This window comes from Schumannella sp. 10F1B-5-1 (genome assembly GCF_006517535.1).
Taxonomy (GTDB): Bacteria; Actinomycetota; Actinomycetes; order Actinomycetales; family Microbacteriaceae; genus Schumannella.
This window is the reverse complement of sequence record NZ_VHQH01000037.1, coordinates 49,354-70,952: the sequence shown is the minus strand read 5'-3', so window position 1 is coordinate 70,952 and position 21,599 is coordinate 49,354. Positions and strand designations below refer to the sequence as shown.

The following is a 21,599-nucleotide window of genomic DNA, read 5'->3' as shown; positions in this document are numbered from 1 at the left end:
CGGGCGCCGTGCTCGCGGGCGCCGTGCTCGCGGGCGCCGTGACCTTCTCGACCACGGGCTTCGCGGCGGCGACGGCGGTCTCAGCCGCGGTCGCGACGGCGGCGCTCGCGCCGGTGGCGGTCTCGGCGGCGCGCTTCTTCGCGACGGCGGTGGCCTTCTTGGCGGCGGCAGCGGCATCCTTGCGGGTGGTCTCGAGGTTCGACACCGACTTCGCGGCCGACTTCTTCGCCTTGGCGGCGCGCTTCTCGAGCTGGTCGGCGATCTTCTTCGCGTCCTTGCGGGCGCTGCGCCCCAGCTTCTCGGCCTTGGCGCGGGCCTCGTCGACGGCCTTGAGTGCGGCCTTCAGCGACTTCTTCGCCTCGCGCTCGAGCTTCTTGGTGCGGGCCATGGGTCCTCCTCGTGGGCGCCGATCCTGAACGGCGGGTGAACAGGATGACAGGCGAAGGTTAACGAACCGCCCTCGGCTTCGGTGCGGCGTGTCGGCGCCGCGCGGGAAGGCTCAGCCGCGCAGCGCCGGCAGCACGAGGCGGCCGAAGACGTCGATCCACTCGCGCTGGTTGCGGCCCACGTTGTGCAGGTAGATGCGGTCGAAGCCGAGGTCGGCGTAGCGCTGGATCTCGGCACGGTGCACGTCGGGGTCGGCCGAGACGGTCATGCGTCCGGCGAAGTCGTCGGGACGCACCATCCGCGCCATCTGCTCGAGCTCGTGCGGGGAGCGGATGTCGGACTTCGGGAAGCGCAGGCCCGCGTTGGGCCATTCGCGCAGCGCGTTGGCCATGGCCTCCTCGTCGGTCGCGGCCCAGCTGAGGTGCAGGCGCAGCACCTGGGGCATGGATGCGGCATCCCGGCCCACCTCGCGGGCGCCTTCGGCGAAGCGGGCGAGCAGCTGGGCGGCGCGATCGTGGGTGACGCTCTCGGTGATCAGTCCGTCGACGGCGCGGCCGGCGCGCTTCGCGGTGATCGGGCCGCCGGTGGCGACGAGGATCGGCGGGGCGGTCGGCGGCATCGTCCAGAGGCGGGTGGCCTCGAGCTTGAAGTAGCGACCCTCGTGCTTCGTGTCGCGGCCGGCGAGGGATGCCGCGAACAGCTTCTTGATGATGTCGACGGCTTCGAACATCCGGTCGATGCGCTCGGGGGCCTCGGGCCAGTACTGTCCGACGATGTGGTCGTTGATGGCCTCGCCGCTGCCGAGGCCGAGCCAGTGGCGGCCCGGGTAGAGGGCGGCGAGCGTCGCCGAGGCCTGGGCGACCATCGCCGGATGCCAGCGGAACGTCGGCGCCGTCACGCCGGTGCCGAGGTCGGCGTCGATGCGCTGGCCGAGGGCGCTGAGCACGTTCCACACGAAGCCGGCCTGACCCTGCTGCGGCAGCCAGGGCTGGAAGTGGTCGGCGGCCATGACACCGCGGAAGCCCGCCCGCTCCGCGGTCTCGGCCAGCTCGAGCACCTCGAGCGGGGCGAACTGCTCGAGCATCGCGGCGTATCCGACCTGCAGCGTCATGTGCTCATCCTCGCGCGTTCCGGTGGATGCAGGGGCGCGGGACGCGGGGGCGCAGGGGCCCGGGCTGTGCCTCGCACCCGCTGTGCCTGACGGCATCGCGCGCGGGGCGCAGGGGCGTGCAGCCGCCCGGGCGCGCCACGACGTCGGCGGCCGCCGACTCAGAACGGGGCAGGGTCGAGCGCGGTGATCTGACGGTCGGCCTCGAGCGGGATCCCGGGGCCAGATCGGTCGCAGAGGTCGCCGAAGTCGCCGGTGTCCGAGGGGATGCCGGCGAGCGCGCCGGGGTCGGGTGGGTCGTCGGGGTGTGCCGCGTCGAAGATCCAGTCCGGTCCGGGATCCGGGACCCGGTACGGGATGAACGCGACCGGTGAGACGGGGGCGTCTTCGCGGTAGATGCGGCCGGTCGGGGAGGTCCATTTCAGATGGCCGTGGGTCTTCCGCTTCACCGTCCACGGAGTGAACTGCTTCATCGAGTGATGCCGCTGGCACAGATGCGCGAGATTGGTCAGCGCCGTCGGACCGCCGAGCACGGCGTCGACGGTGTGGTCGAGTTCGCAGCGGATCGCCGCCATCCGACATCCCGGCCAGCGACAGTGCTGATCCCGCGCCCGCAGATGCCGACGCTGCGCCCAGACGGGACGGTAGCTGTCGACGGCGAGGACGGTGCCGTCGGCGGGGTCGGTGAGCATCCGCGTCAACGACGGGGCGTTCTTCGCGAGGGTGCGGGCGGTGTCGGCGTCGATCGGGCTGCGGCCGATCAGGTCGGCGGGGGTGTCGTCGTGGCCGATGATCGACAGCGCCGACACCACGACCTGCACCTGAGCCCGGATCGCACCCAGCGCACCCTCCCCATCACCGTGGGCGGTCGGATCGAGTGCGGGCGTGCCGGCGAGGAGAAGATCGGCGAACACATCCGCGCGCACCTGATCCACTGTCCGGCGATCCGTCGCGAGGGCGCTCGTGCCGTCGCCCACGGTCTCGCCGCCGCCAGCGCCACCGGTGGTGAAGTCACCTGCCGTGCCAGGAACGGCACCGTCGAAGGAGAAAGCGGCCGCGGGATCGGTGAGCACGGGCCCGCCGACGCCGAACGCATCGCTGCCCTCCGGCGCACGGGAGTCGACGATGACCTGCGCCTGACGTGTCAGGCGGTCGAGGATGCCGTCGCCGATCACGGTCGGAACCGTCGCGACGATGTCGCACATCCCATCCCGGCCCGGCACCAGACGCACACCCCGGCCCCGCGCCGCCTCCTCGTGGCGCTCGGTCAGCGTGCGATCCGCGAGACGTTCGGCCATCAGCTCCAACGCGGCGCGCACCCGATTCGGAGTCTCGGACAGGCAGCGGTCGATCGCGGAGAGCTCGAACCGCTCCCGCACCTCGATCGGCACGATCCGCCCCGTATCCACGATCACCCGCACGTGCCCGCGGGTGATGCGGCCGTCCTCCCATGCGGCGAGGGTGGTCGGGAAGCACTCGACGAGCTCGCGGGCTTCGCCGATGCGGGCCTGCACGGTCCGGTCGGTGATCCGCAGCACACCACCGAGCTCCGCCGCGATCGACCTCAGGGCCATGTCATGCGACCGCACATTCGCCGACGCACCCGCAGCATCCAGCTCGGCCAGCTGTCCCGCGCGGGCGAGCATCCGCACCTCCGCGACCTGCGCCAGCGACACCGCCGCCGAGACCTGCTCGGCCTCGCCGACCAGCTCCCGCAGCACATCCACCGACGACCCGGACGCCGCATCGGCGACGTCAGAGCCGTCGCCTCCGAGTGCCGTCGCGGGTTCCTTCATGACTCCATCGTGGCAACAGCCACCGACATCCGAGGTACCGAACCGACCCGATCCGCGACACCAGAACCCCACATCAGATCCTGATTCGCAACCCGGCCAGGTGCGCCCGGAAACACCACGACCCCGGCACCGTCGAGGATGCCGGGGTCGCGGAGAAGAGCAGGGAAGAGCAGGTCAGAGCGCGAGCTGCGCCTCGACCTCCTTGGTCTTGATGCGGGCCATCGCCAGGTTCGAGCGCTCGCGATCGAGCACCAGGTAGATGAAGACCTCGGGGGTCTTCGCCATGGGGCGGATGATGTGGAACTGGGTGGTGAGCGTGATCAGGATGTCGTCGATCGCGTCACCCAGGCCGAGGGCCTTGGCGGTGCGCAGCTTGGCGCGCACGACCTCGGTGTTGCCCGCGGCGGCGACGTCGAGGTCGAGGCCCGAGCCCACGCCGCCGAGCAGCATGCCGCTGCCCGAGTCGACGAGAGCGGCGGCCATCGCACCCTCGATGCGCAGCAGCGACTCGAGCGAGGTCTGGACGTTGGAGACAGTGGCGATGTCGGTCATGGTGGTTCTTCTTTCGAGTTCGGTGTTCGTGTGATCTGTGTGGAGTGCTCCGGGCGGATGCCGGAAGTTCAGAAGTTCGGCGCCGCCATCGCGGGCACCGAGGATGCGGCGAAGCGATGCGAGATGCGCTCGGCCGTGACGCGGGTCGTCGAGAGCGCCTTGCCGAGCGTCTCGTGCGACTGGAACAGCGCGGCGAGCACGACCGGACGCCCGGGCACGCGCATCTGGATGACGTGGCCCTGCGCGCTGCCGATGATCACGTAGTCGCTCGCGCCGATGCGCAGCTCGTGGCCGACGGCGTCGCTGAGCGCCTGGATGGAGCTCGACATGCTGGCGAACCGGGTCGCATCCGTCTGGATGCGCGTGACGTGCACGATCTCGAAGCCGTCGTCGGTCAGCAGCGCGGCGTAGACCATCGAGGGGCTGATCTCGCCCATGCCAGCGAGGGCGGCGCGGCCCTCCTCGATCGCGGCCGGGTCCTGGTGCAGTGCGATGGTCATGGTGCTGCCGCCTCCGCGGCCGGGGCGAGCATGGCCCGCATCTCGATGTTGGCGATCAGGGTCATGAGCACGGTGCGCATGTGGTTCTCGTCACGCGGGTCGACGCCGAAGACGGGCGCGATGAACTGCGGACGCTGCTCGGCGAGCGCGGCCGTGTAGGCCTGCAGCCCGGGACCGACACCGAGGTCGGTGCGCGAGACGCCGATGACGACGCCGCCCTGGTCGTAGAGCTCGCTGAAGTCGTCGAGGTAGTCGATCATCGTCTGAACCGCATCCGGGGCGTCGTCGTTGATCAGCATGATCATGCCGCGGGCGCGCTTCTTCAGGATCGACCACATGAAGTCGAAGCGCTTCTGACCGGGGACGCCGTAGAGGCGCACCTTGTCCTCGGCGCCGAGGGTGATCTCGCCGTAGTCGAGAGCGACGGTCGTGGTGGCCTTGTCGACGACGTGGCGCTCGCTGTTCGCGGCCTCGGTGCTGACGACGTCGATCTCGCTCAGGCTGCGGATCGCCGTGGTCTTGCCGGCGCCCATGGGCCCGGCGAAGAGGATGACGTGCTCGGCCATGGACTACATCCCCAGCTTCTCGCGCAGACGGCGGAACAGGCTGCGCGGAGCATCGGCGCTCGCGGCGGCGGTGACGGGCACGGCGGCGGTCATCGACGCCTCGACCACGCGCATGAGCGTGAAGGCGTTGATGAGGCGCTGGGCCGCAGAGCGATCGGTTCCGGCGGCCTTGGCGAGCTCGTCGGCGGTGTGGAAGCCGTTGGCCAACGCGGCGGACATGCGGATGTGGTCCATGTGGTGCGCCAGATCGACGAAGTTGGGCCAGCGCTGCAGACGGTAGCGCTCGCCGACCAGCAGCCACGGGGCCGGCTGGTCGCCGAAGCAGGTGAAGCCGATGCGCCACAGCAGCTTGTCGAGGTCACTGCCCGGCAGGCCGAAGACCGCCGCGTCGCCCTGGGCCAGGCGGGCCTGGTGCACGAGCACGCTCTCGGGCGCCGAGGGGTAGCCGCCGATCGGCAGCTTCGACTCGAAGGCGCGGTGACGGAAGTCGATGAGGATGGGCGGGTAGCCGGCGACGTCGAGCCGCATCACGACCGGCGACGGCGTCGGACCGACGCCGTGCACGGCGACGGCGACGCGCGCCCAGCCGGTGCCCGAGACGCCGCCGACCTCGGCCGCGGGCTCGAAGCTCACGGCGGTCTGCCGGCTGTCGATCGGGGCCCCCTGGGCCCAGGTGGCCGTCATCGCTCGGCGCTTCCGGCGGCACGCTGGCGCGTGAACATTGCTACTCCCCCGTCGCACGACGAGCCTCGGGATGGTGCGAGCCCCCGCTCGCGTCATCGTGCGACGGTTCGATTCTGAGGGAGGACAGACAGAACGGGGAGTCCCCCATTAGGAGGACTCCCCGGACGGGTGTCGCCGTGGCGCCGGCTCAGGATGCGCGTTCAGCGCCTCACAGCGCCCGCAGCCGCGGCGCCAGGTCGCGCTCGAACAGCTCGAGGAAGCGGCGCTGGTCGTGGCCGGGCGCGTGGAAGACGAGGTGGTTGAGCCCCGCATCCACGTACTTCTTCACCTCGGCGACGACCTCGTCGGGGTCGCAGCCGACGATCCAGCGCTGCGCGATCTGCTCGATCGGCAGCGCATCCGCCGCCTTCTCCATCTCGATCGGATCGGTGATGTCGTGCTTCTGCTCCTTCGAGAGCGACAGCGGCGACCAGAACCGCGTGTTCTCGAGGGCGGCCTCGGCGTCGGTGTCGTAGCTGATCTTGATCTCGATCATCCGGTCGATTGCGCTCGCGTCGCGTCCGGCCTTCTCGGCCCCCTCGGCGACCGAGGGGATGAGCTCGTCGGTGTAGAGCTCCATGCCCTTGCCGCTCGTGCAGATGAACCCGTCGCCGGCGCGACCCGCGTAGCGCGCGACCATCGGCCCGCCCGCCGCGATGTAGATCGGGATGCCGCCTTCGGGCACGTCGTAGATCGACGCCCCGTGCGTGGAGTAGTACTCGCCCTCGAAGTCGACCCGGTCGCCCTTCCAGAGCTCGCGCATGAGCCGCACCGACTCGCGCAGGCGGGCGAAGCGCTCCTTGAACTCGGGCCACTGCTGCTCGCCCGCGCCCTGGAAGCCGGTCGCGATCTCATTGAGCGCCTCGCCGCTGCCGACGCCGAGGAAGATCCGGTCGGGGTACAGGCATCCCATCGTCGCGAACGCCTGCGCGACGACCGCCGGGTTGTAGCGGAACGTCGGCGTCATCACGCTCGTGCCGATGCGGATCGACGAGGTGCGCTCGCCCACCGCGGCCATCCACGCCAGCGAGAACGGCGCGTGCCCGCCGTCGTGACGCCAGGGCTGGAAGTGGTCGCTCACGGCGACCGACTCCATGCCGTGCGCCTCGGCGGCGACCGCGATCTCGACGAGCTCCCGCGGGGCGAACTGCTCGGCCGAGGCTTTGTATCCGAGTGTCAGAGTCACCGTCCGATCCTGGCACCCCGAGCACGGGATGCGCCGGGTCGCTGATGCGTCGCCCAGCTCAGCCGGATGCGGCGGGGCGCGCCGGGTCGCTGAGGCGCCCGGTCAGGCGGGCTGCAGCGCGTCCTTCTTCTCGCTGCGCCAGTAGCCGCTGAAGAAGATGCGCTCCTTGGCGAGACCGAGGCGGCGCAGGTGCCGGCGGCCGCTCGTGGCGAGGTCGGATTCGCCGACCACGTAGGCGTAGGCGGTGTCGGCGGTCGACTCGAGTCGGGTGAGCTCGGCGAGGGCGGCACGGCCGGGGATGGCGTGAGCCGCGGCGCCGTCGAGCCCGGCGCCCGAATCCAGCTCGTCGCGCACGATCCACCGCACCTCGACGCCGGCCGGCGCGGGCAGCTCGCGCACGTCGCCGCGCGTCGGCACCTCCTGGATCAGCAGGCCCGTCGTGTGCGGAGCGAGCGAGGCGAGGATGCCGGCGGCGCCGGGCAGTCCGGTCTCGTCGGCGACGACGAGCACCTCGCTCGTGTCGTCGGGCTGGTCGTAAAGGGCACCCTGGTCGAGGAAGGCGATGCCGTCGCCGGGCCGGGCCGCGTCGGCCCAGATCGCGGCGCCGCCCTCGAGCTCGCCGGCGGCGGAGCGGTGCAGCACGAAGTCGATGTCCATCTCGCGCTCGGCCGGGCGGAAGGCGGCGACCGTGTAGTTGGCGCAGTGCGGGCGGCGCTCCTCGGGGATGTCGAGGTAGGCGGTCCACCACTTGCGGCCCGAGACGGCCGGCAGGTAGAGCTCATCCTGGTGCGGCAGCTGCAGGAACAGGCGGAACCAGTGGTCGAAGCCGAGGTGGTCGAACTCGGCGAGCTCGTCGCCCGCCACCGTCACCCGCCGCAGCGACGGGGTGAGCATCCGACTGTCGACGACCTGGGCGCGGAAGAGGCGGGGGTCGGCGGGCACGAGCCTCGGGTTCTTTGCCATAGAAGGCAAGCCTAACCTCAGTCTCCGGGATGCGCACTCGGCGTCGTCGCGCATCCCGCTAATGTCGGGCGAGGCGCGGCACCCCCGCCGCCCGACCACGCCGGGCGCGCCCCGGGAGAGGAGCCTTCGTGGCGATCTGGAAGCTACACGGCGACGGCAAGGCGGTCTCGGCGACCGAGATCGTGTACCCCGAGGAGCGGCTCAGCTGGCCGCGCACGATCGGCTTCGGCGTGCAGCACGTCGTCGCGATGTTCGGCGCGACGTTCCTCGTTCCGCTGATCACCGGCTTCCCGCCCAGCACGACGCTGCTCTTCTCGGGACTCGGCACGCTGCTCTTCCTTGTGATCACGGCGAACCGCCTGCCCAGCTACCTCGGCTCGTCGTTCGCGTTCCTCGCCCCGATCGGCGCCGCGACGGCCGCCGACGGCCGCGGCGCCGCGCTCGCGGGCGTGATCATCGTCGGCGCACTGCTCGTGATCGTCGGACTGATCGTGCAGGCCACCGGCACGCGCTGGATCGACCTGCTGATGCCGCCGATCGTCAGCGGGGCGATCGTCGCCCTGATCGGCTTCAACCTGGCGCCGGCCGCGCGCGACAACTTCGCGAAGTCGCCCGGCATCGCGCTCATCACGCTGCTCGCGGTCATCCTGTCGGCCGTGCTGTTCAAGGGGCTGCTCGGCCGCCTGTCGATCGTGATCGGCGTGATCGTCGGCTACATCGCCGCCGTGATCGCCGGCGAGGTCGACTTCTCGGGCGTCGAGAAGGCGGCGTGGATCGGCCTGCCCGAGTTCACGACCCCGACCTTCTCGCTCGACCACCTGCCGATCTACCTCATGTTCCTGCCGGTCGTTCTCGCGCTCATCGCCGAGAACGTGGGTCACATCCGCGGCGTCGGCCAGCTCACGAATCGCGACCTGTCGCCGCTGACCGGCCGGGCGCTGCTCGCCGACGGCGTCGCCTCGGTGCTCGCGGGCATCGGCGGCGGCTCGCCCACCACGACCTACGGCGAGAACATCGGCGTCATGGCGGCCACGCGCGTCTTCTCGACCGCCGCCTACTGGGTCGCCGGCATCGCCGCCATCCTGCTCGGCCTCTCGCCCAAGATCGGCGCGATCATCTACACCGTTCCGCCGGGTGTTCTCGGCGGCGTCACGACGGCGCTCTACGGCCTCATCGGCATCATCGGGGTGCGCATCTGGGTCGAGAACAAGGTCGACTTCTCGAAGCCGAAGAACCAGCTCACGGCGGGCGTCGCGCTCATCATGGGCATCGCGAACTTCACGCTCGAGGCCGGCGCGATGCAGTTCACCGGCATCATCCTCGGCACGGTGGCGGCGATCGTCGTCTACCACCTGATGAGCGTCATCGGCCGGCTGCGCGGCACCGACGCGTAGGTCGCGGGCCGGGCGTCCACACGGTCGGCGTCCGGCCGCCGGCGCGGCAGCTCCCGGCTAGCGCGGCGTCTGCAGGTAGTCGGCGACCGGCGTCGGCACGTAGGGCCGCACATCCCCGCCGAGCGAGGCGACCTGGCGCACGAGCGACGACGACACGTGCGTGTGCGCCGGGTCGGGCAGCATGAACACGGTCTCGACGCCGGCGAGGTCGCGGTTGACGATCGCCATCGGCGTCTCGTAGGCCACATCCACCTGCGAGCGGATGCCCTTCACGAGCACCGAGGCGCCCACGTCGGTGCAGTAGTCGACGAGCAGGCCGACGCTCCAGCTGGTCACGAGGATGTCGCCCTTGATGCCGGCCTCGGCGATCGAGTCCTGGATGAGCGACACGCGCTGCGCGATCGGCAGCAGCGCGGTTTTGCCCGGGTTGTGCACGACCAGCACGTGCAGCTGGTCGAAGATGCCGGCGGCACGCTCGATGACATCGATGTGCCCCAGGGTGACGGGGTCGAAGGAACCGGGGACGACGGCGATCCTGCTCACGGCTCCAGCGTAGCGACCTTCTGTGACCGGTTCGTTACCGAGTGGATGCGCGGCGCACGAGCCGAGGCCGGGCGCGACGTCGCACCCGGCCCCGGTCATCCCGTGCTCGCGCGCAGGATCAGAACGGCGCCTCGTCCGGAGCCCACTGCGCGATCTTCCCCGCGTAGTTGGAGTCCTTGATGTCGAAGCTGGCGGAGCCGTAGGAGTGCGTGTTGATGGTGTTCCGCACCGGGTCGCTCATCAGGTCCCAGCTCAGCAGCACGGGGCGCTGCCAGGTTCCGTAATGGTTCTCCGGCGGCTCGTCGCCCGCCGAGGCGAAGCGGAAGGCATGGGTCGAGCCGCCGTCCTTGTGGTAGACGATCTTCGGATGCGTGCCGTCCCACAGCACGTCGGCCGCGGCGCGGGTCGAGTAGTCGCCGTGGGCCGACGCCGAGACGTAGCGGGCCTGGTCGTTCTGCACCCACACGATCACGTGCTCGAGGTCGTGACGGTGACCGAAGGCATCCGCACCGGCGACGACCTGGTCCTTCTCGAAGTAGTACGCGTACATGTGCGCGCACCAGCCGTCGCCCACGCACATCGTGCGCACATAGGTGTTGACGTTGTCGAGGTCGCTCTGGTCACGGCAGTTCCCGTTGAGCGCGCCGGAGTTGTTGAGCCCCTCGGCGGGCGTTCCGTCGCCGGCCACGGCGACGCTCGGATAGCAGCCGTCGCCGTCGTAGTCGGTGGCCGGCTGCCACTTCGCATCCCCCGACGTGGCGTTCGCCGGGATCGCGCCCGGCGGGTCGGCCCAGGCCGCTCCCGTCGGCAGCAGCGCCAGCGCGGCCGCGGCGAGCGCCGCGGTGAGCGGCACGGCGAGCGCGGTCAGTCGGCGGGGTCGCCGGTCGTTCTCGAGCATGTTCTCCCCAATCGTTCGATGTCCCCCGTTCGGGGGGTTCGGACGATCTCGACGCTACGGATGCGCGGGCACGGCGTCGAGCGACGCGGAGGTGATCCTCGGGTGAGTGGGCGCGTCCCGGTGAATCACGCGTGACGCGAGCGAGAGGTCAGCCCTTGGCCAGGAACGCCGCCTCGGCCTCATCGAGTCGACGCGCGAGCGCCGCGGCGAGGGCGGGATGCGCGGCCAGCGCCGGGTCGGCTTCGAGCACCCCGGCCGCGGCCTCGCGGGCCTCGCCGATCAGGTCGCCGTCCTTCGCGACGCGCAGCAGCCGCAGCGACGAACGGCCACCCGACTGGGCGCTGCCCAGCACGTCGCCCTCGCGACGCAGCTCGAGGTCGACGTTCGCCAGCTCGAATCCGTCGAGGGTCGCGGCCACCGCATCCACCCGCTCGCGCGCGAGGGTCTCGGGCGGCGCGTGCGTCACGAACAGGCAGAGCCCCGGCACGCCGCCGCGGCCCACCCGGCCGCGCAGCTGATGCAGCTGCGAGACGCCGAAGCGGTCGGCGTCGAGCACGACCATGGTCGAGGCGTTAGGCACGTCGACGCCGACCTCGATCACGGTCGTCGCGACGATCACGTCGATGTCGCCGACTGCGAAGGCGCGCATGACCGCATCCTTCTCGTCGGCGCTCATGCGCCCGTGTAGCGCCTCGATGCGGCGGCCGGCGAGCAGCGGGTTGCGCCGCACCTCCTCCACCACGGTGAGAACGGCGGCGATCGGCGGCGGGGGCGGGCCGTCGCCGTCGGCGGCCGCTGGAGCCGGGGCGGCGTCGGGCGCCGGGGCGAGGTCGGGATCGGGCGTCTTCGCGTCGATCGCGGGGCACACGACGAAGGCCTGGCGGCCTCGCGCGAGCTCTTCCGACATCCGCTCCCAGATGCGGCGCTCCCAGCCGGGATGGTCGGCGAGACCGACGACGAACGACGCGATGGGCGAGCGCCCGGCCGGCAGCTCGGCGATGGTCGAGGTGTCCAGGTCGCCGAAGACGGTCATCGCGACGGTGCGCGGGATGGGCGTGGCCGTGAGCACGAGCACGTGCGGCGAGCGCCCCTTCAGCCGCAACGCCTCGCGCTGGTCGACGCCGAATCGATGCTGCTCGTCGACGACGACGAGGCCCAGGTCGGCGAACGAGACCGTGTCGCCGAGCAGCGCGTGCGTGCCGACGACGAGCGAGGCGCCGCCCGAGGCGACCGCGAGCAGCGCCCGGCGCCGCTCGGCCGCGCTGAGCTGCCCGGTCACGAGCGTCGGGCGCAGGCGCGCGGCCAGGTCGGGACCGAGCGAGCGCACGATCGAGCGCAGGTGCTGCGCCGCGAGCACCTCGGTCGGCGCCAGCAGCGCCGCCTGCCCGCCCGAGTCGACGACCGTGAGCATCGCGCGCAGCGCGACGAGCGTCTTGCCCGAGCCGACCTCGCCCTGCACGAGCCGGTTCATGGGGGCGTCGGAGGCGAGGTCGCGCTCGATCTCCTCCCCCACGAGCCGCTGGTCGCCGGTCAGCTGGAACGGCAGCGCCGCGTCGAACTCGGCCAGCAGCTTTCCCGGATGCCGGGGCGCGGCCGCCTCGGCCCGCCGCTGGGCACGCTGCCGCAGCAGCGCCGACTGCAGCACGAACGCCTCCTGGAAGCGCAGCGCATCCCGGGCCGCCCGCCAGTCGGCGTCGCGCTGGGGGCGGTGGATGAGCTCGAGGGCGCGGGCGAAGTCGACGAGCCCGCGCTCCTGGCGCACCGCATCCGGAACCGGGTCGTCGAGCCGCGGCAGGGCGTCGAGCACGACCTCGACCGCCTGCTGGATCTTCCAGGTCGGCAGCGTCGACGTCGCCGGATACACCGGCACGGGCTGCTCGGCCCAGCCCTTCGCCTCGTCGCTGCCCTCGGTCAGCTGCGCGCGCGGGTCGTCGGCGTCGAAGAGCTCGTAGTCGGGATGCGCGAGCTGCCGCTGCCCGCGATAGTCGCCCACCTTGCCCGCGAACATGCCCCGCACGCCCGGGCGCAGCTGCTGCGACCGCCAGGCCTGGTTGAAGAAGGTGAGGCTGAGGATGCCGCTGCCGTCGGTGACCTCGACCTCGAGGATCGAGCCCTTCCGCGCCCGCATGACGCGCTCGTTGACCTTGCGCACCTCGGCCACGATCGTGACGTCGTCGCCGACCGTCAGGCTCGCGAGGGCCGTCAGCTCGCCGCGGCGGGCGTAGCGGCGCGGGTAGTGCGTGAGCAGGTCGCCGACCGTGCGCACGCCGAGGCCGCGCTCGAAGGCGCCGGCCGTGCGCCCGCCGAGCAGCGCGCCGAGCTTGCGCTCGAGCGGGCCGACGTCGCCCGCGTGCGCGGCGGCGGCCGGCGCCGCGGCGCTCGGATCGAGGCTCGGGGTCACGCTGAGAGGCTATCGAGCGCCGGCGTCACGCATCCTGCGCGGGCGCGGACTGAGAGGCCGAGCCGGTGGCGTTGCAGTCGCCGGCGAGGCGCTCAGATCCAACCCCGCCGCTTGAACACGAAGTAGAGCGCGACGCCCGAGCCGAGCATGATGCCGAGCGCCATCGGGTAGCCGAGCGGCCAGTCGAGCTCGGGCATGTACTTGAAGTTCATGCCGTAGATCGAGCCGATCAGCGAGGGCACGAACAGGATGGCCGCCCATCCGGAGATGCGCCGCGCCTCCTCCGCCTGCCGGTTCGACGCCGCGGAGAGCCGCTGCGACTCCTCGTTCTGCCGCTGCCCGACCAGGTTCGTGTTGACCTGCAGGATGTCGCGCAGCAGCACCCGGAACTCGTCGATGCGCTCCTTCGCCTGCACCACGTGGTCGGCGACGTCACGCAGGTACTGCTCGAGCACCTCGCTCGCATCCCCGTCGACCCAGCCCGACGACAGCTCGTCGATGATGCCGATCAGCGGGCTGACGGCGCGCTCGAACTCGATGACCTCGCGGTTCAGCTGGTAGATGCGGCGCGACACGAGCGGGTCGCCGTCGAAGACCTGCGTCTCGATCTCGTCGATGTCGTTCGCGAGGCCCTTCACGACCGGCAGGTAGCCGTCGACGACGGCATCCAGGATCGCGTAGAGCACCGCCTCGGCGCCCTCCTTCAGCGCATCCGGCTCGGTCTCCATGCGCTCGCGCACCGGCGTCAGCTTCGGCGACTCGCCGTGCCGCACCGTGATGACGAAGTTCGCGCCGCTGAAGACGTGCAGCTCGCCGAAGGTGATCTGCTCGGCCGCGTCGTCGTAGTACGCGGCGCGCAGCACCATGAAGCGGGTGTCGCCGTAGCGCTCGATCTTGGGGCGCTGGTGGGCGGTGACGGCATCCTCGATCGCGAGCGGATGCAGGTCGAACTCCTCGGCGAGCTCGGCCAGCTCGGTCGCGGTCGGCTTGAGCATGCCGATCCAGGCGAGGGCGTCGGGATGCGCCTCCAGCAGCCGGAACGTCTCGGCGAAGCTCGGCGGGGCGGCGAGGCGCGCGCCGTTCTCGTAGACGACGTTCTTCAGCACGCTCGGCGGGAGGCGCAGGGTGTCGGTCACGCGTGCATCGTAGGCCCGCCCGGTGTCGCGGGTGCGTTCCGGCGCGGATCGGGCGGCGCTGCGCTGCCCTGCGCCCGACCGCGCCCACGCCGTTCGCCCTGCTCCTGACCGTCTCAAGGAGTTGCTGTAACCAGAGTGACCGCTGTTGCTCATCCGCCCCACCCGTCACAGCAACTCCTTGAGATGGTTCGGGATGCGTCGTGCCGACGACGGAGCTGACGGCGGTGTCGGTCGCCGAGCCGGTCGCGACGGCGGGGCGCACTAGCGTGGTGGGCGTGACGCGCATCATCTCGGGCTTCGCCGGCTCGCTGCGGCTCGCGGTGCCGCCGTTCGGCACCCGGCCCACGAGCGACCGCGTGCGCGAGGCGATCTTCTCGGCGCTCGAGGCCCGCGACGCGATCGACGGGATGCGCGTGCTCGACCTCTACGCCGGCTCGGGTGCGCTCGGGCTCGAGTCCGCATCCCGGGGCGCCGCCGAGGTCGTGCTCGTCGACCGCGGCAACGCCGCCACGAAGGTCGGCCGTGAGAACGCGCGCCTCGTCACGAAGGCCGCCCCGCGGGGCGCCGCCCCGAAGATCACGGTCACGAGCCAGCCGGTGCAGTCGTTCCTCGGCGGCACGGTCGGCCCCTGGGACCTCGTCTTCCTCGACCCGCCCTACGACCTCGGCGGCGTCGAGCTGACGCACAACCTCGAGGCGCTCGCGCCGGTGCTGAGCGCCGACGCGGTCGTCGTGCTCGAACGCTCGGCCCGGGATGCGCTACCCGCGCTGCCCGACGGCCTCGAGCTCGAGCGCACCAAGAACTACGGCGAGACGGCCGTGCACTGGCTGACGCCGGTCGCGGGTTCCGGCGCTGACGCCGGCTCTGCCCCCGACCCCGACTCCGACCTCACCGAGGAGGACACCCCATGATCGTCGCGTTCTCGGTCGCTCCCAGCGGCCGCCCCGCATCCGCCCCCGCCGGCTCGGATGCCGACCCGACCGCGGCGGCCGACTCGGTGCACGACGCCGTCGCCGCGGCCGTGCGCATCGTGCGCGAGTCGGGCCTGCCCAACCGCACGAGCTCGATGTTCACCGAGATCGAGGGCGAGTGGGACGAGGTGATGGACGTCGTCAAGCGCGCCACCGAAGCCGTCGGCGCCTACGGCTCGCGGGTGTCGCTCGTGCTGAAGGCCGACATCCGCCCCGGTCACACGGGCGAGATCGACGGCAAGCTCGAGCGCCTCGAGGCGGCGCTCGACGCGCAGGACTGACTGGCCCGGCCCGCAGCAGCGCCGGCGCCGCGCCGGGCCGGGCCGGTGCCGATTCACCCTCGCGACCCGCGCACCGTCTCGTCGGCGATGCGAGTCAGCAGGTCGAGCACCGAGCGCACGCTGCGGCGGGCCATCGACTCGGGACGGGTGAGCGCATCCACGCGGCGGCCGATCTCGAGGTCGGCGAGCGGACGCAGCACGACCCGGTCGCGGTAGGCCTCGGGCACGCCCGTGAACCGCGGCAGCAGCCCGACGACCGGAGTCTCGGCGATGATCGCCGCCGCCACGTTGAACTCGTTGACCCGATGTGCGATGTCGATCGGCCTGCCGGTCGTCGCGGCGAGCGCCTGCACCAGCAGCGGCTCGAGCGCGAAGCCCTCGTGCGCGGCCAGCCAGGTCGTGTCGGCGAGGTCGGCGAGCGCGATCGACGTCCGGCGCGCGAGCGGGTGGTCGGCGGCGAGCGCGAGGTCGATCGGCTCGACCATGAGCGGCGTCACGACGACCCGCCGCTCGGGCCACGGCGCCGAGGCGAGCGGACGGTGCGCGATGACCACGTCGTGGTCGGCGACCAGGTCGACGAAGTCGCCGATCGAGACGTCCTCATCGCGACAGCGGATGCTCGGCACCGCGTCGTCGGCCAGCGCGGCGGCGATCAGCCGCGGGAACCAGGCGAGCCCGACACTGTGGAAGGCGGTGACGCCCACCGGGGCCGCGGGCTCATCCAGGTAGTCGGTCACGGCATCCCGGGCGTGGGCGAGCGCGCCGAGCACCTCGCCGGCCGCGTCGGCGAGCCTCTCGCCCGCCGGGGTCAGGGCCAGCACGCGCCCCTGCAGCCGGGTCAGCGGAACGCCGACCGACCGCTGCAGCGCGGCCAGCTGCTGCGACACGGCGGAGGCCGAGATGTGCAGCGCCACGGCGACGGCCGTCACCGAGCCGCGGTCGCGCAGCTCGCGCAGGGTGCGCAGGTGAACTGGATCCATGAAGCAGAACTTATCGGTACCTGAGCAGAGTGCCCGTTGTTCTGAATGGATGCGCACGCCACGGTCAAGGCATGACCACTCTCCGCGGCGCCCTCCGCGCGCAGTCGCCCGACCTCGTGCTGCTCGGCATCGCCGTCGTCTGGGGCGGCAGCTACCTCGCGTCGAAGGACCTCGCCGCGGCCTCGTCGGCCGCCGCCGTGATGTGCGCGCGCTTCGTGCCGGCGGCCGTGCTGCTGCTCGGCCTGTGCGCGGCCCGACGCGCGGGCGCGCTCGGCGGCGCCGGACGCGCCAGCACCGGTCGCCGCGGCGCCGCCCCCGGCGCCCTCCGCCGCTCCCTGCGTGCCGGCGTCACGCTCGGCGCCCTCCGCGCCGCGACGATCGCGCTCGAGACCGTCGGGGTGACGCTCACGAGCGCCGCCAACGCGGGCCTGCTGATCGGCCTCTCGGTGCTGATCACGCCGCTCATCGAGGCCGCCCGCCTGCGCCGCCCGCTCTCGCGCGGACTGATCGGCAGCATCCTGCTCGCCGTCGTGGGCGTGGGGCTGCTGGTGAGCGGCGGCGGGCTGACCGCGCCGAACCCGGGCGACGCCCTCATCCTGTGCGCCGCCGTCACGCGGGCCGGGCTCGGGGTCGCCGAGGGCCGCACCGCCGCCCAGCCCGGCAGCGACGTCATCGCGCTGACGACCGTCGAGCTGAGCGTCGGCGCCGTCGCGTTCGCGATCGTCGGCGGCGGGCCGCTACTCGCCGCGATCGGCGGCTTCGGCCCGGCGCAGTGGGCCGGCATCGCCTACCTGGTGCTGGGATGCACGATCGCCGCCTTCCTCGGAACGCTCTGGGCGACCCGGCGCACCTCCGCCTCGCGCGCCGGGATACTGCTGGGAACCGAGCCGATCTGGGCTCTCGGCATCGCCGTCGTGCTCGCCGGCGAGCGCATCGGCGTTCCGGGGCTGATCGGCGCCGTCGTGCTGATCGGCGCGACGCTCTGGGGTCGGCGCGCCGAGCGGCTGTGGCGCGAGCGGGCGCTCCCGATCGCCGACACCGCCCCGGATGCGGGTGACGACGCGCTCCCGGAGCCCGCGCCGCGCGTCCGCCCCGATCTGGGGTGAGACACGGCCGGTGCGCCCCGCATAGCCTGCCGAGGTGCGGGGGGACGCGTGACGCCGAATGAGGCGGAGGAGATCCTCGGGCTGGCGCCGGGTGCGCCGCTCGAGTCGATCGAGCGCGCCTTCCGCAAGGTCGCCCGCGCGACGCACCCCGATCTGCTGCTCGAGGCCGGTCCCGACGAGCTGCGCGCCGCGGCCGAGCGCTTCGGGCGCGCGCAGGCCGCCCGCGACCTGCTGCGCGACGAGCTGACCCGGCCCGCCTTCGCGATCCTGACCGGGCCCTACGCCGGCGCGGCCTCCGCATCCGGCGCCTCGGGTTCGACGACGACCGCGCGCCGCACCTCGGGCTTCGCCCCGGGCGGCACCGCCTTCGCTCCCGGCGGCACGGCCTTCGCGCCCGGCTCGGGTGACGGCGGATTCCGCACGGCCGGGGATGCGCGACCCTTCGCCGACCCGATCGACGACATCGACGGGCTCCCCGACGACCCCGCCGCGACGCTCGCCGACCTGGCCGCCGATCCCTCGCAGTGGGCTCCGCCGCCGGCCGTCGACGACCGCGAGGACGTCGTGCTGAGCCCGCTGCCCGAGGAGCCGATCGCTCCCGTGCAGCCGACCGGCGACAGCTACTGGATGCCGCCCACCGCGGCCGAGGGAGCGGGCAGCGGACACGGCGCCGGCCGCGCCAGCCGCTTCGCGCCCGAGAGCGCCGACGAGGCGGACTCCGTCGAGCCGGGCTGGCACGAGGCCGAGCCCGCCGTCAGCAGCTGGGTGCCCGACGCCGACGAGACGCTGTCGACCGCCGAGGTCGAGGTGCAGCGCGTGACCCGCCGGCGCCGCCGCGAGAAATGGACCATCGCGCTCGGCGCCGCGATCGCCGTCATCGGCATCGTCGTCGGCGGTCTCATCGCCGCGAACCCGCAGCTGTTCGAGCCCGCCGACGACGGCGTGACGCTGCCGGCCGCGCACCCGCAGAAGCGCGGCGACGACGCGCCGGCGCCCGCGCACGACGGCACCGCGATGGCCTTCGAATCGGCCTCGGTCGACACCCCCGGCGCCGGCGACTGCACGGTCGGTCAGCAGTGCTGGATCTGGACCATCGCCTCGACCGACTCCTGCGACGGCACGGCGATCGCGACCGTCGCGTTCTCGGCGACGGCGACCGATGCGCCCAGCGAGCGCCGCGAGTACCCGATCGCGGGACTCGGCACGGATGCGCCCGCCGACCTGATCGTGCAGCACTGGCCCAGCGGCCCGCCCTACGCGGTCGTCGAGTCGCTGTCCTGCCGCTGACGCCCGCCGTGCGGCCGGACTCTCAGCCGGCGCCGCCCGCCCACTCGGCGTAGGGGTCCCATCCGCCGCGCTCCTCGGCCGGCTCGCCGTCGACCGTGACGGAGCCGATGTCGCGCCCGTCGGCATCCGTCTCGGTCGCCGCCAGCACCCGCCCGATCACGCGGAACGGCGGCGGCACGTCCTCCGCGCGCGGGAAGCAGGCCAGCAGCGCATGGTCCTCGCCGCCGTGCAGCACCTCGGCGACGCCGGTCGTCGCGGCGCTCGCGCCACCCTCGCCCCGCCCCGCGAGGTCGAGCACGACCCCCGAGGCCTGGGCGATGCGCCGCGCATCCAGCAGCAGCCCGTCGCTCACGTCGAGCATCGCCGTCGCGCCCGACAGCGCCGCGACCGGGCCGGCGTAGATCGGCGGACGCGGGGCGAGCTGCGCCGACACCTCGGCCGGGAAGCGGGAGCGCAGGTTGCGGGCGCGCCGCGCATCCGGATTCCCCTCCTTGTCGACGCCGCGGGCGAACAGCAGCGCGAGGCCCTTCGCGGCCAGGCCGAGCTGCCCGGCGACCGCGACGACGTCACCCGGCCGCGCGCCCGAGCGCAGCACCGGGTCGCCACCGACCAGGTCGCCGATCGCGGTCACCGAGATCGTGAACGTGGGCGAGGCGCCGAGGTCTCCCCCGACGACACCGCAGCCGCGGGCCAAAGCCGCGCACGCCTCGCGCAGTCCGTCGGCGAGCGCCTCCAGATCGGAGACCGGCGTCTCGGCGGGCACCGTCAGCGCGACCACGAGCGCCGTCGGCGTCGCGCCCATCGCGGCGACGTCGGCCAGGTTCGTCGCGGCGGCCTTCCAGCCGAGGTCGTGCGGCGTCGACCACGCGAGCCGGAAGTCGGGGCCGTGCACCATCGTGTCGGTCGTGATCACGATGCGCGCGTCGGGGGCGGCCACGACGGCCGCGTCGTCTCCGGGGCCGACGAGCGCCGCATCCGCCGCCGGCAGCTTCGGGAAGATGCGCTGCAGCACGGCCGCCTCGCCGATGTCGCGCAGGGTCTCGGCGGGGGTCGCGGTCACCCGTCCACGGTAGCGGGCGGTGGATGCGCGGCCGCCGCCGATCGCCTGCGCCGCCCGCCCGGCCCGCCCGGCCCGCGGGCCGGCACCCAGCCGCCGCGCGGTACCCTCGTGCCGATGCGCACCCGACCTGTCGCGGCCCTCCTGCTGCTCGCGGCATCCCTCACCGCCGTGCTCGCCGGCTGCACCCCGATCGTCGCCACCGAGCCCGCCGCCGACTCCAACAACCCCGGCTGCGCCGAGGTCATCGTGCGCCTGCCCGCCGAGACGCAGGGCCTCGCGAAGCGCGAGACGAACGCGCAGGCGACCGCCGCCTGGGGCGACCCGGCCGACGTGCTGCTGACCTGCGGCGTGAAGGTGCCCGCCGCCTCGGAGCTGCCGTGCGTGCAGACGAAGAACGTGCTCTGGCTGCGCGACGACTCGAAGGCGCCGCTCTACATCTTCACGAGCTTCGGGCGCGAGCCCGCGATCGACGTCGCGATCCGCTCCGACCAGACGAAGTCGAGCGGTCGCGTCGCCCCCGGCCAGGTGCTCTACGACCTCTCGGATGCGGTATCGGAGACGAAGAAGAACGGCCTGACCTGCCAGGACGTCGAGGACTCGCTCGGCGTGCAGGGCTGATCGCGGCGCGCCGCGCTGCGAGCGCAGCGCTGCGAGCGCGCCGGCCCTCAGCGGATCGCCGCGCGCCCCAGCTCGATCAGCTCGGTGATGAGCTCGGGATAGCTCACGCCCGACGCCTGCCAGCAGGCGGGGAACATCGAGATCGGCGTGAAGCCGGGCATCGTGTTGATCTCGTTCACCACGAAATCGGCGCCCGTGAAGAAGAAGTCGACGCGCGCGAGCCCCGAGCCGCCGATCGCCTCGAAGGCGCGGGCGGCGGTGCGCTGCATCTCGGCCAGCTCCTGCTCGTCCAGGGAGGCGGGGCAGACCAGGTCGACGCCGGGCGCATCCCGGTACTTCGCCTCGAAGTCGTAGAACTCGCGCCCGGTCACGACGATCTCGCCCGCCACGCTCACGCGGGTCGGACCGCCGTCGCGGCCCGAGAGCACGGCGCACTCGAGCTCGCGGCCGACGATGCCCTGCTCGACCAGCACGCGGCTGTCCTCGTGGAACGCCACGGCGAGCGCCGCATCCAGCTCGGCCCAGTCGCTCACGCGACTCACACCGACCGACGACCCGGCGCGGGCCGGCTTGACGAACACGGGCAGGTCGAGGCCGTGCATCCGGCGCTCCCACAGCTCGCGCTCGGCCGCCCACGACTGCTCGGTCACGGTCACCCACGGCGCCACCTCGACGCCGGCGCCCTGCAGCACGGTCTTGGTGAAGTGCTTGTCCATGCCGAGCGCCGAGCCGAGCACGCCGTTGCCGACGTAGGGCACGCCGACGAGCTCGAGCGCGCCCTGCAGCGTGCCGTCCTCGCCGAAGGGGCCGTGCAGCAGCGGGAACGCCACGTCGATCTCGCCGAGCGAGGCGGTCGTGCCGTCGGCGTGCGTGACCGTCCACTCGCGCGTCGACGCGGAGGCGGGCAGGTGCACGCGCGAGCCGTCGTCGGCGACCTCGGGCAGGTCGGCCAGGCGGAAGCGGCCGGCGTCATCGGGCTGCAGCGTCCAGGCGCCGTCGCGGGTGATGCCGATCGGCACCACCTCGAACCGCTCGCGGTCGATTGCGCCGAGCACGCCGCCGGCGGTGGCGCAGCTGATCGCGTGCTCGCTCGAGCGGCCGCCGAAGATCAGGGCGATGCGCAGGGTCACAGGATGCTCATTC

The 21,599-nt window shown here is 72.7% G+C and carries 21 protein-coding genes; 6 read left to right on the top strand and 15 right to left on the bottom strand.

What is annotated here, in order from left to right; all coding sequences use genetic code 11:
• Positions 1-499: 499 nt before the first annotated feature.
• From FJ658_RS08460 to FJ658_RS08425, 8 genes are all read right to left on the bottom strand, one after another.
• Positions 500-1,498 (bottom strand): TIGR03557 family F420-dependent LLM class oxidoreductase, encoded by a 999-nt coding sequence (locus tag FJ658_RS08460; protein WP_141144950.1) that lies wholly within the window; start codon positions 1,496-1,498, stop codon positions 500-502.
• A 158-nt stretch (positions 1,499-1,656) separates the two neighbouring features.
• Entirely contained in the window at positions 1,657-3,291 is a 1,635-nt protein-coding gene (locus FJ658_RS08455; protein WP_141144949.1) for an HNH endonuclease signature motif containing protein, read from the bottom strand.
• 174 nt (positions 3,292-3,465) lie between these two features.
• Positions 3,466-3,843, bottom strand: a complete 378-nt coding sequence (locus FJ658_RS08450) for a hypothetical protein (RefSeq protein ID WP_141144948.1) — start codon at positions 3,841-3,843, stop codon at positions 3,466-3,468.
• A gap of 68 nt (positions 3,844-3,911) precedes the next feature.
• Positions 3,912-4,343, bottom strand: a complete 432-nt coding sequence (locus FJ658_RS08445) for a roadblock/LC7 domain-containing protein (protein WP_141144947.1) — start codon at positions 4,341-4,343, stop codon at positions 3,912-3,914.
• On the bottom strand, positions 4,340-4,909 hold the full coding sequence (locus FJ658_RS08440) for an ATP/GTP-binding protein (RefSeq protein ID WP_141144946.1): 570 nt from the start codon (positions 4,907-4,909) through the stop codon (positions 4,340-4,342). The genes FJ658_RS08445 and FJ658_RS08440 overlap by 4 nt, the downstream gene beginning before the upstream one ends.
• A 3-nt stretch (positions 4,910-4,912) precedes the next feature.
• Positions 4,913-5,593 carry a hypothetical protein gene (locus tag FJ658_RS08435; RefSeq protein WP_141144945.1) on the bottom strand — a complete coding sequence of 227 codons (681 nt, stop codon included), beginning with the start codon at positions 5,591-5,593 and terminating at the stop codon, positions 4,913-4,915.
• A gap of 208 nt (positions 5,594-5,801) precedes the next feature.
• Positions 5,802-6,818 carry a glucose-6-phosphate dehydrogenase (coenzyme-F420) gene (fgd, locus tag FJ658_RS08430; protein WP_141144944.1) on the bottom strand — a complete coding sequence of 339 codons (1,017 nt, stop codon included), beginning with the start codon at positions 6,816-6,818 and terminating at the stop codon, positions 5,802-5,804.
• A gap of 102 nt (positions 6,819-6,920) precedes the next feature.
• A complete protein-coding gene (locus FJ658_RS08425; protein WP_141144943.1) occupies positions 6,921-7,781 on the bottom strand; it encodes a siderophore-interacting protein in 861 nt (286 codons plus the stop codon).
• Positions 7,782-7,909: 128 nt separating this feature from the next.
• Here FJ658_RS08425 and FJ658_RS08420 point away from each other — a divergent pair, with 128 nt between their 5' ends.
• Complete coding sequence (locus FJ658_RS08420) at positions 7,910-9,175, top strand: uracil-xanthine permease family protein (RefSeq protein WP_141144942.1); 1,266 nt, start codon at positions 7,910-7,912, stop codon at positions 9,173-9,175.
• A 57-nt stretch (positions 9,176-9,232) separates the two neighbouring features.
• Here the strand turns inward: FJ658_RS08420 and coaD are convergent, their stop codons facing one another.
• The 4 genes from coaD to FJ658_RS08400 form a co-directional block, all read right to left on the bottom strand.
• Positions 9,233-9,718 carry a pantetheine-phosphate adenylyltransferase gene (coaD, locus tag FJ658_RS08415; protein WP_255447640.1) on the bottom strand — a complete coding sequence of 162 codons (486 nt, stop codon included), beginning with the start codon at positions 9,716-9,718 and terminating at the stop codon, positions 9,233-9,235.
• 118 nt (positions 9,719-9,836) lie between these two features.
• Positions 9,837-10,616, bottom strand: a complete 780-nt coding sequence (locus FJ658_RS08410) for an NPP1 family protein (RefSeq protein WP_141144940.1) — start codon at positions 10,614-10,616, stop codon at positions 9,837-9,839.
• Positions 10,617-10,764: 148 nt separating this feature from the next.
• Complete coding sequence (locus FJ658_RS08405; RefSeq protein ID WP_255447645.1) at positions 10,765-12,927, bottom strand: ATP-dependent DNA helicase RecG; 2,163 nt, start codon at positions 12,925-12,927, stop codon at positions 10,765-10,767.
• A 182-nt stretch (positions 12,928-13,109) separates the two neighbouring features.
• Positions 13,110-14,153 carry a magnesium and cobalt transport protein CorA gene (locus tag FJ658_RS08400; RefSeq protein WP_255447639.1) on the bottom strand — a complete coding sequence of 348 codons (1,044 nt, stop codon included), beginning with the start codon at positions 14,151-14,153 and terminating at the stop codon, positions 13,110-13,112.
• Positions 14,154-14,428: 275 nt separating this feature from the next.
• Here FJ658_RS08400 and FJ658_RS08395 point away from each other — a divergent pair, with 275 nt between their 5' ends.
• Both FJ658_RS08395 and FJ658_RS08390 read left to right on the top strand, forming a co-directional pair.
• On the top strand, positions 14,429-15,064 hold the full coding sequence (locus FJ658_RS08395) for an RsmD family RNA methyltransferase (RefSeq protein ID WP_141145038.1): 636 nt from the start codon (positions 14,429-14,431) through the stop codon (positions 15,062-15,064).
• Entirely contained in the window at positions 15,061-15,405 is a 345-nt protein-coding gene (locus FJ658_RS08390) for a thiamine-binding protein (RefSeq protein WP_141144937.1), read from the top strand. Before FJ658_RS08395 ends, FJ658_RS08390 begins: the two co-directional genes overlap by 4 nt.
• 53 nt (positions 15,406-15,458) lie before the next feature.
• Here FJ658_RS08390 and FJ658_RS08385 read toward each other — a convergent pair whose 3' ends face one another.
• On the bottom strand, positions 15,459-16,385 hold the full coding sequence (locus tag FJ658_RS08385; RefSeq protein WP_141144936.1) for a LysR family transcriptional regulator: 927 nt from the start codon (positions 16,383-16,385) through the stop codon (positions 15,459-15,461).
• Between the two features lie 71 nt (positions 16,386-16,456).
• Here FJ658_RS08385 and FJ658_RS08380 point away from each other — a divergent pair, with 71 nt between their 5' ends.
• Positions 16,457-17,491 carry a DMT family transporter gene (locus FJ658_RS08380; RefSeq protein ID WP_141144935.1) on the top strand — a complete coding sequence of 345 codons (1,035 nt, stop codon included), beginning with the start codon at positions 16,457-16,459 and terminating at the stop codon, positions 17,489-17,491.
• A 48-nt stretch (positions 17,492-17,539) separates the two neighbouring features.
• Positions 17,540-18,778 (top strand): DnaJ domain-containing protein, encoded by a 1,239-nt coding sequence (locus FJ658_RS08375; protein ID WP_141144934.1) that lies wholly within the window; start codon positions 17,540-17,542, stop codon positions 18,776-18,778.
• Positions 18,779-18,800: 22 nt separating this feature from the next.
• Here the strand turns inward: FJ658_RS08375 and FJ658_RS08370 are convergent, their stop codons facing one another.
• Positions 18,801-19,838 (bottom strand): thiamine-phosphate kinase, encoded by a 1,038-nt coding sequence (locus tag FJ658_RS08370; protein WP_141144933.1) that lies wholly within the window; start codon positions 19,836-19,838, stop codon positions 18,801-18,803.
• Positions 19,839-19,952: 114 nt separating this feature from the next.
• On the opposite strand from FJ658_RS08370, the gene FJ658_RS08365 reads away from it, so the two are divergent.
• Entirely contained in the window at positions 19,953-20,456 is a 504-nt protein-coding gene (locus tag FJ658_RS08365) for a DUF3515 family protein (protein WP_181408386.1), read from the top strand.
• Positions 20,457-20,503: 47 nt separating this feature from the next.
• Here FJ658_RS08365 and FJ658_RS08360 read toward each other — a convergent pair whose 3' ends face one another.
• Positions 20,504-21,586, bottom strand: coding sequence for a D-alanine--D-alanine ligase family protein (locus FJ658_RS08360; RefSeq protein WP_141144931.1), 1,083 nt, complete (start codon positions 21,584-21,586; stop codon positions 20,504-20,506).
• Positions 21,587-21,599 lie beyond the last annotated feature (13 nt).

Bases quoted from the DNA above. Each gene is read 5' to 3' on its own strand.
- FJ658_RS08460 (WP_141144950.1), bottom strand. From the start codon at position 1,498: ATGACGCTGCAGGTCGGATACGCCGCGATGCTCGAGCAGTTCGCCCCG.
- FJ658_RS08455 (WP_141144949.1), bottom strand. From the start codon at position 3,291: ATGAAGGAACCCGCGACGGCACTCGGAGGCGACGGCTCTGACGTCGCC.
- FJ658_RS08450 (WP_141144948.1), bottom strand. From the start codon at position 3,843: ATGACCGACATCGCCACTGTCTCCAACGTCCAGACCTCGCTCGAGTCG.
- FJ658_RS08445 (WP_141144947.1), bottom strand. From the start codon at position 4,343: ATGACCATCGCACTGCACCAGGACCCGGCCGCGATCGAGGAGGGCCGC.
- FJ658_RS08440 (WP_141144946.1), bottom strand. From the start codon at position 4,909: ATGGCCGAGCACGTCATCCTCTTCGCCGGGCCCATGGGCGCCGGCAAG.
- FJ658_RS08435 (WP_141144945.1), bottom strand. From the start codon at position 5,593: ATGACGGCCACCTGGGCCCAGGGGGCCCCGATCGACAGCCGGCAGACC.
- FJ658_RS08425 (WP_141144943.1), bottom strand. From the start codon at position 7,781: ATGGCAAAGAACCCGAGGCTCGTGCCCGCCGACCCCCGCCTCTTCCGC.
- FJ658_RS08410 (WP_141144940.1), bottom strand. From the start codon at position 10,616: ATGCTCGAGAACGACCGGCGACCCCGCCGACTGACCGCGCTCGCCGTG.
- FJ658_RS08390 (WP_141144937.1), top strand. From the start codon at position 15,061: ATGATCGTCGCGTTCTCGGTCGCTCCCAGCGGCCGCCCCGCATCCGCC.
- FJ658_RS08385 (WP_141144936.1), bottom strand. From the start codon at position 16,385: ATGGATCCAGTTCACCTGCGCACCCTGCGCGAGCTGCGCGACCGCGGC.
- FJ658_RS08380 (WP_141144935.1), top strand. From the start codon at position 16,457: ATGACCACTCTCCGCGGCGCCCTCCGCGCGCAGTCGCCCGACCTCGTG.
- FJ658_RS08365 (WP_181408386.1), top strand. From the start codon at position 19,953: ATGCGCACCCGACCTGTCGCGGCCCTCCTGCTGCTCGCGGCATCCCTC.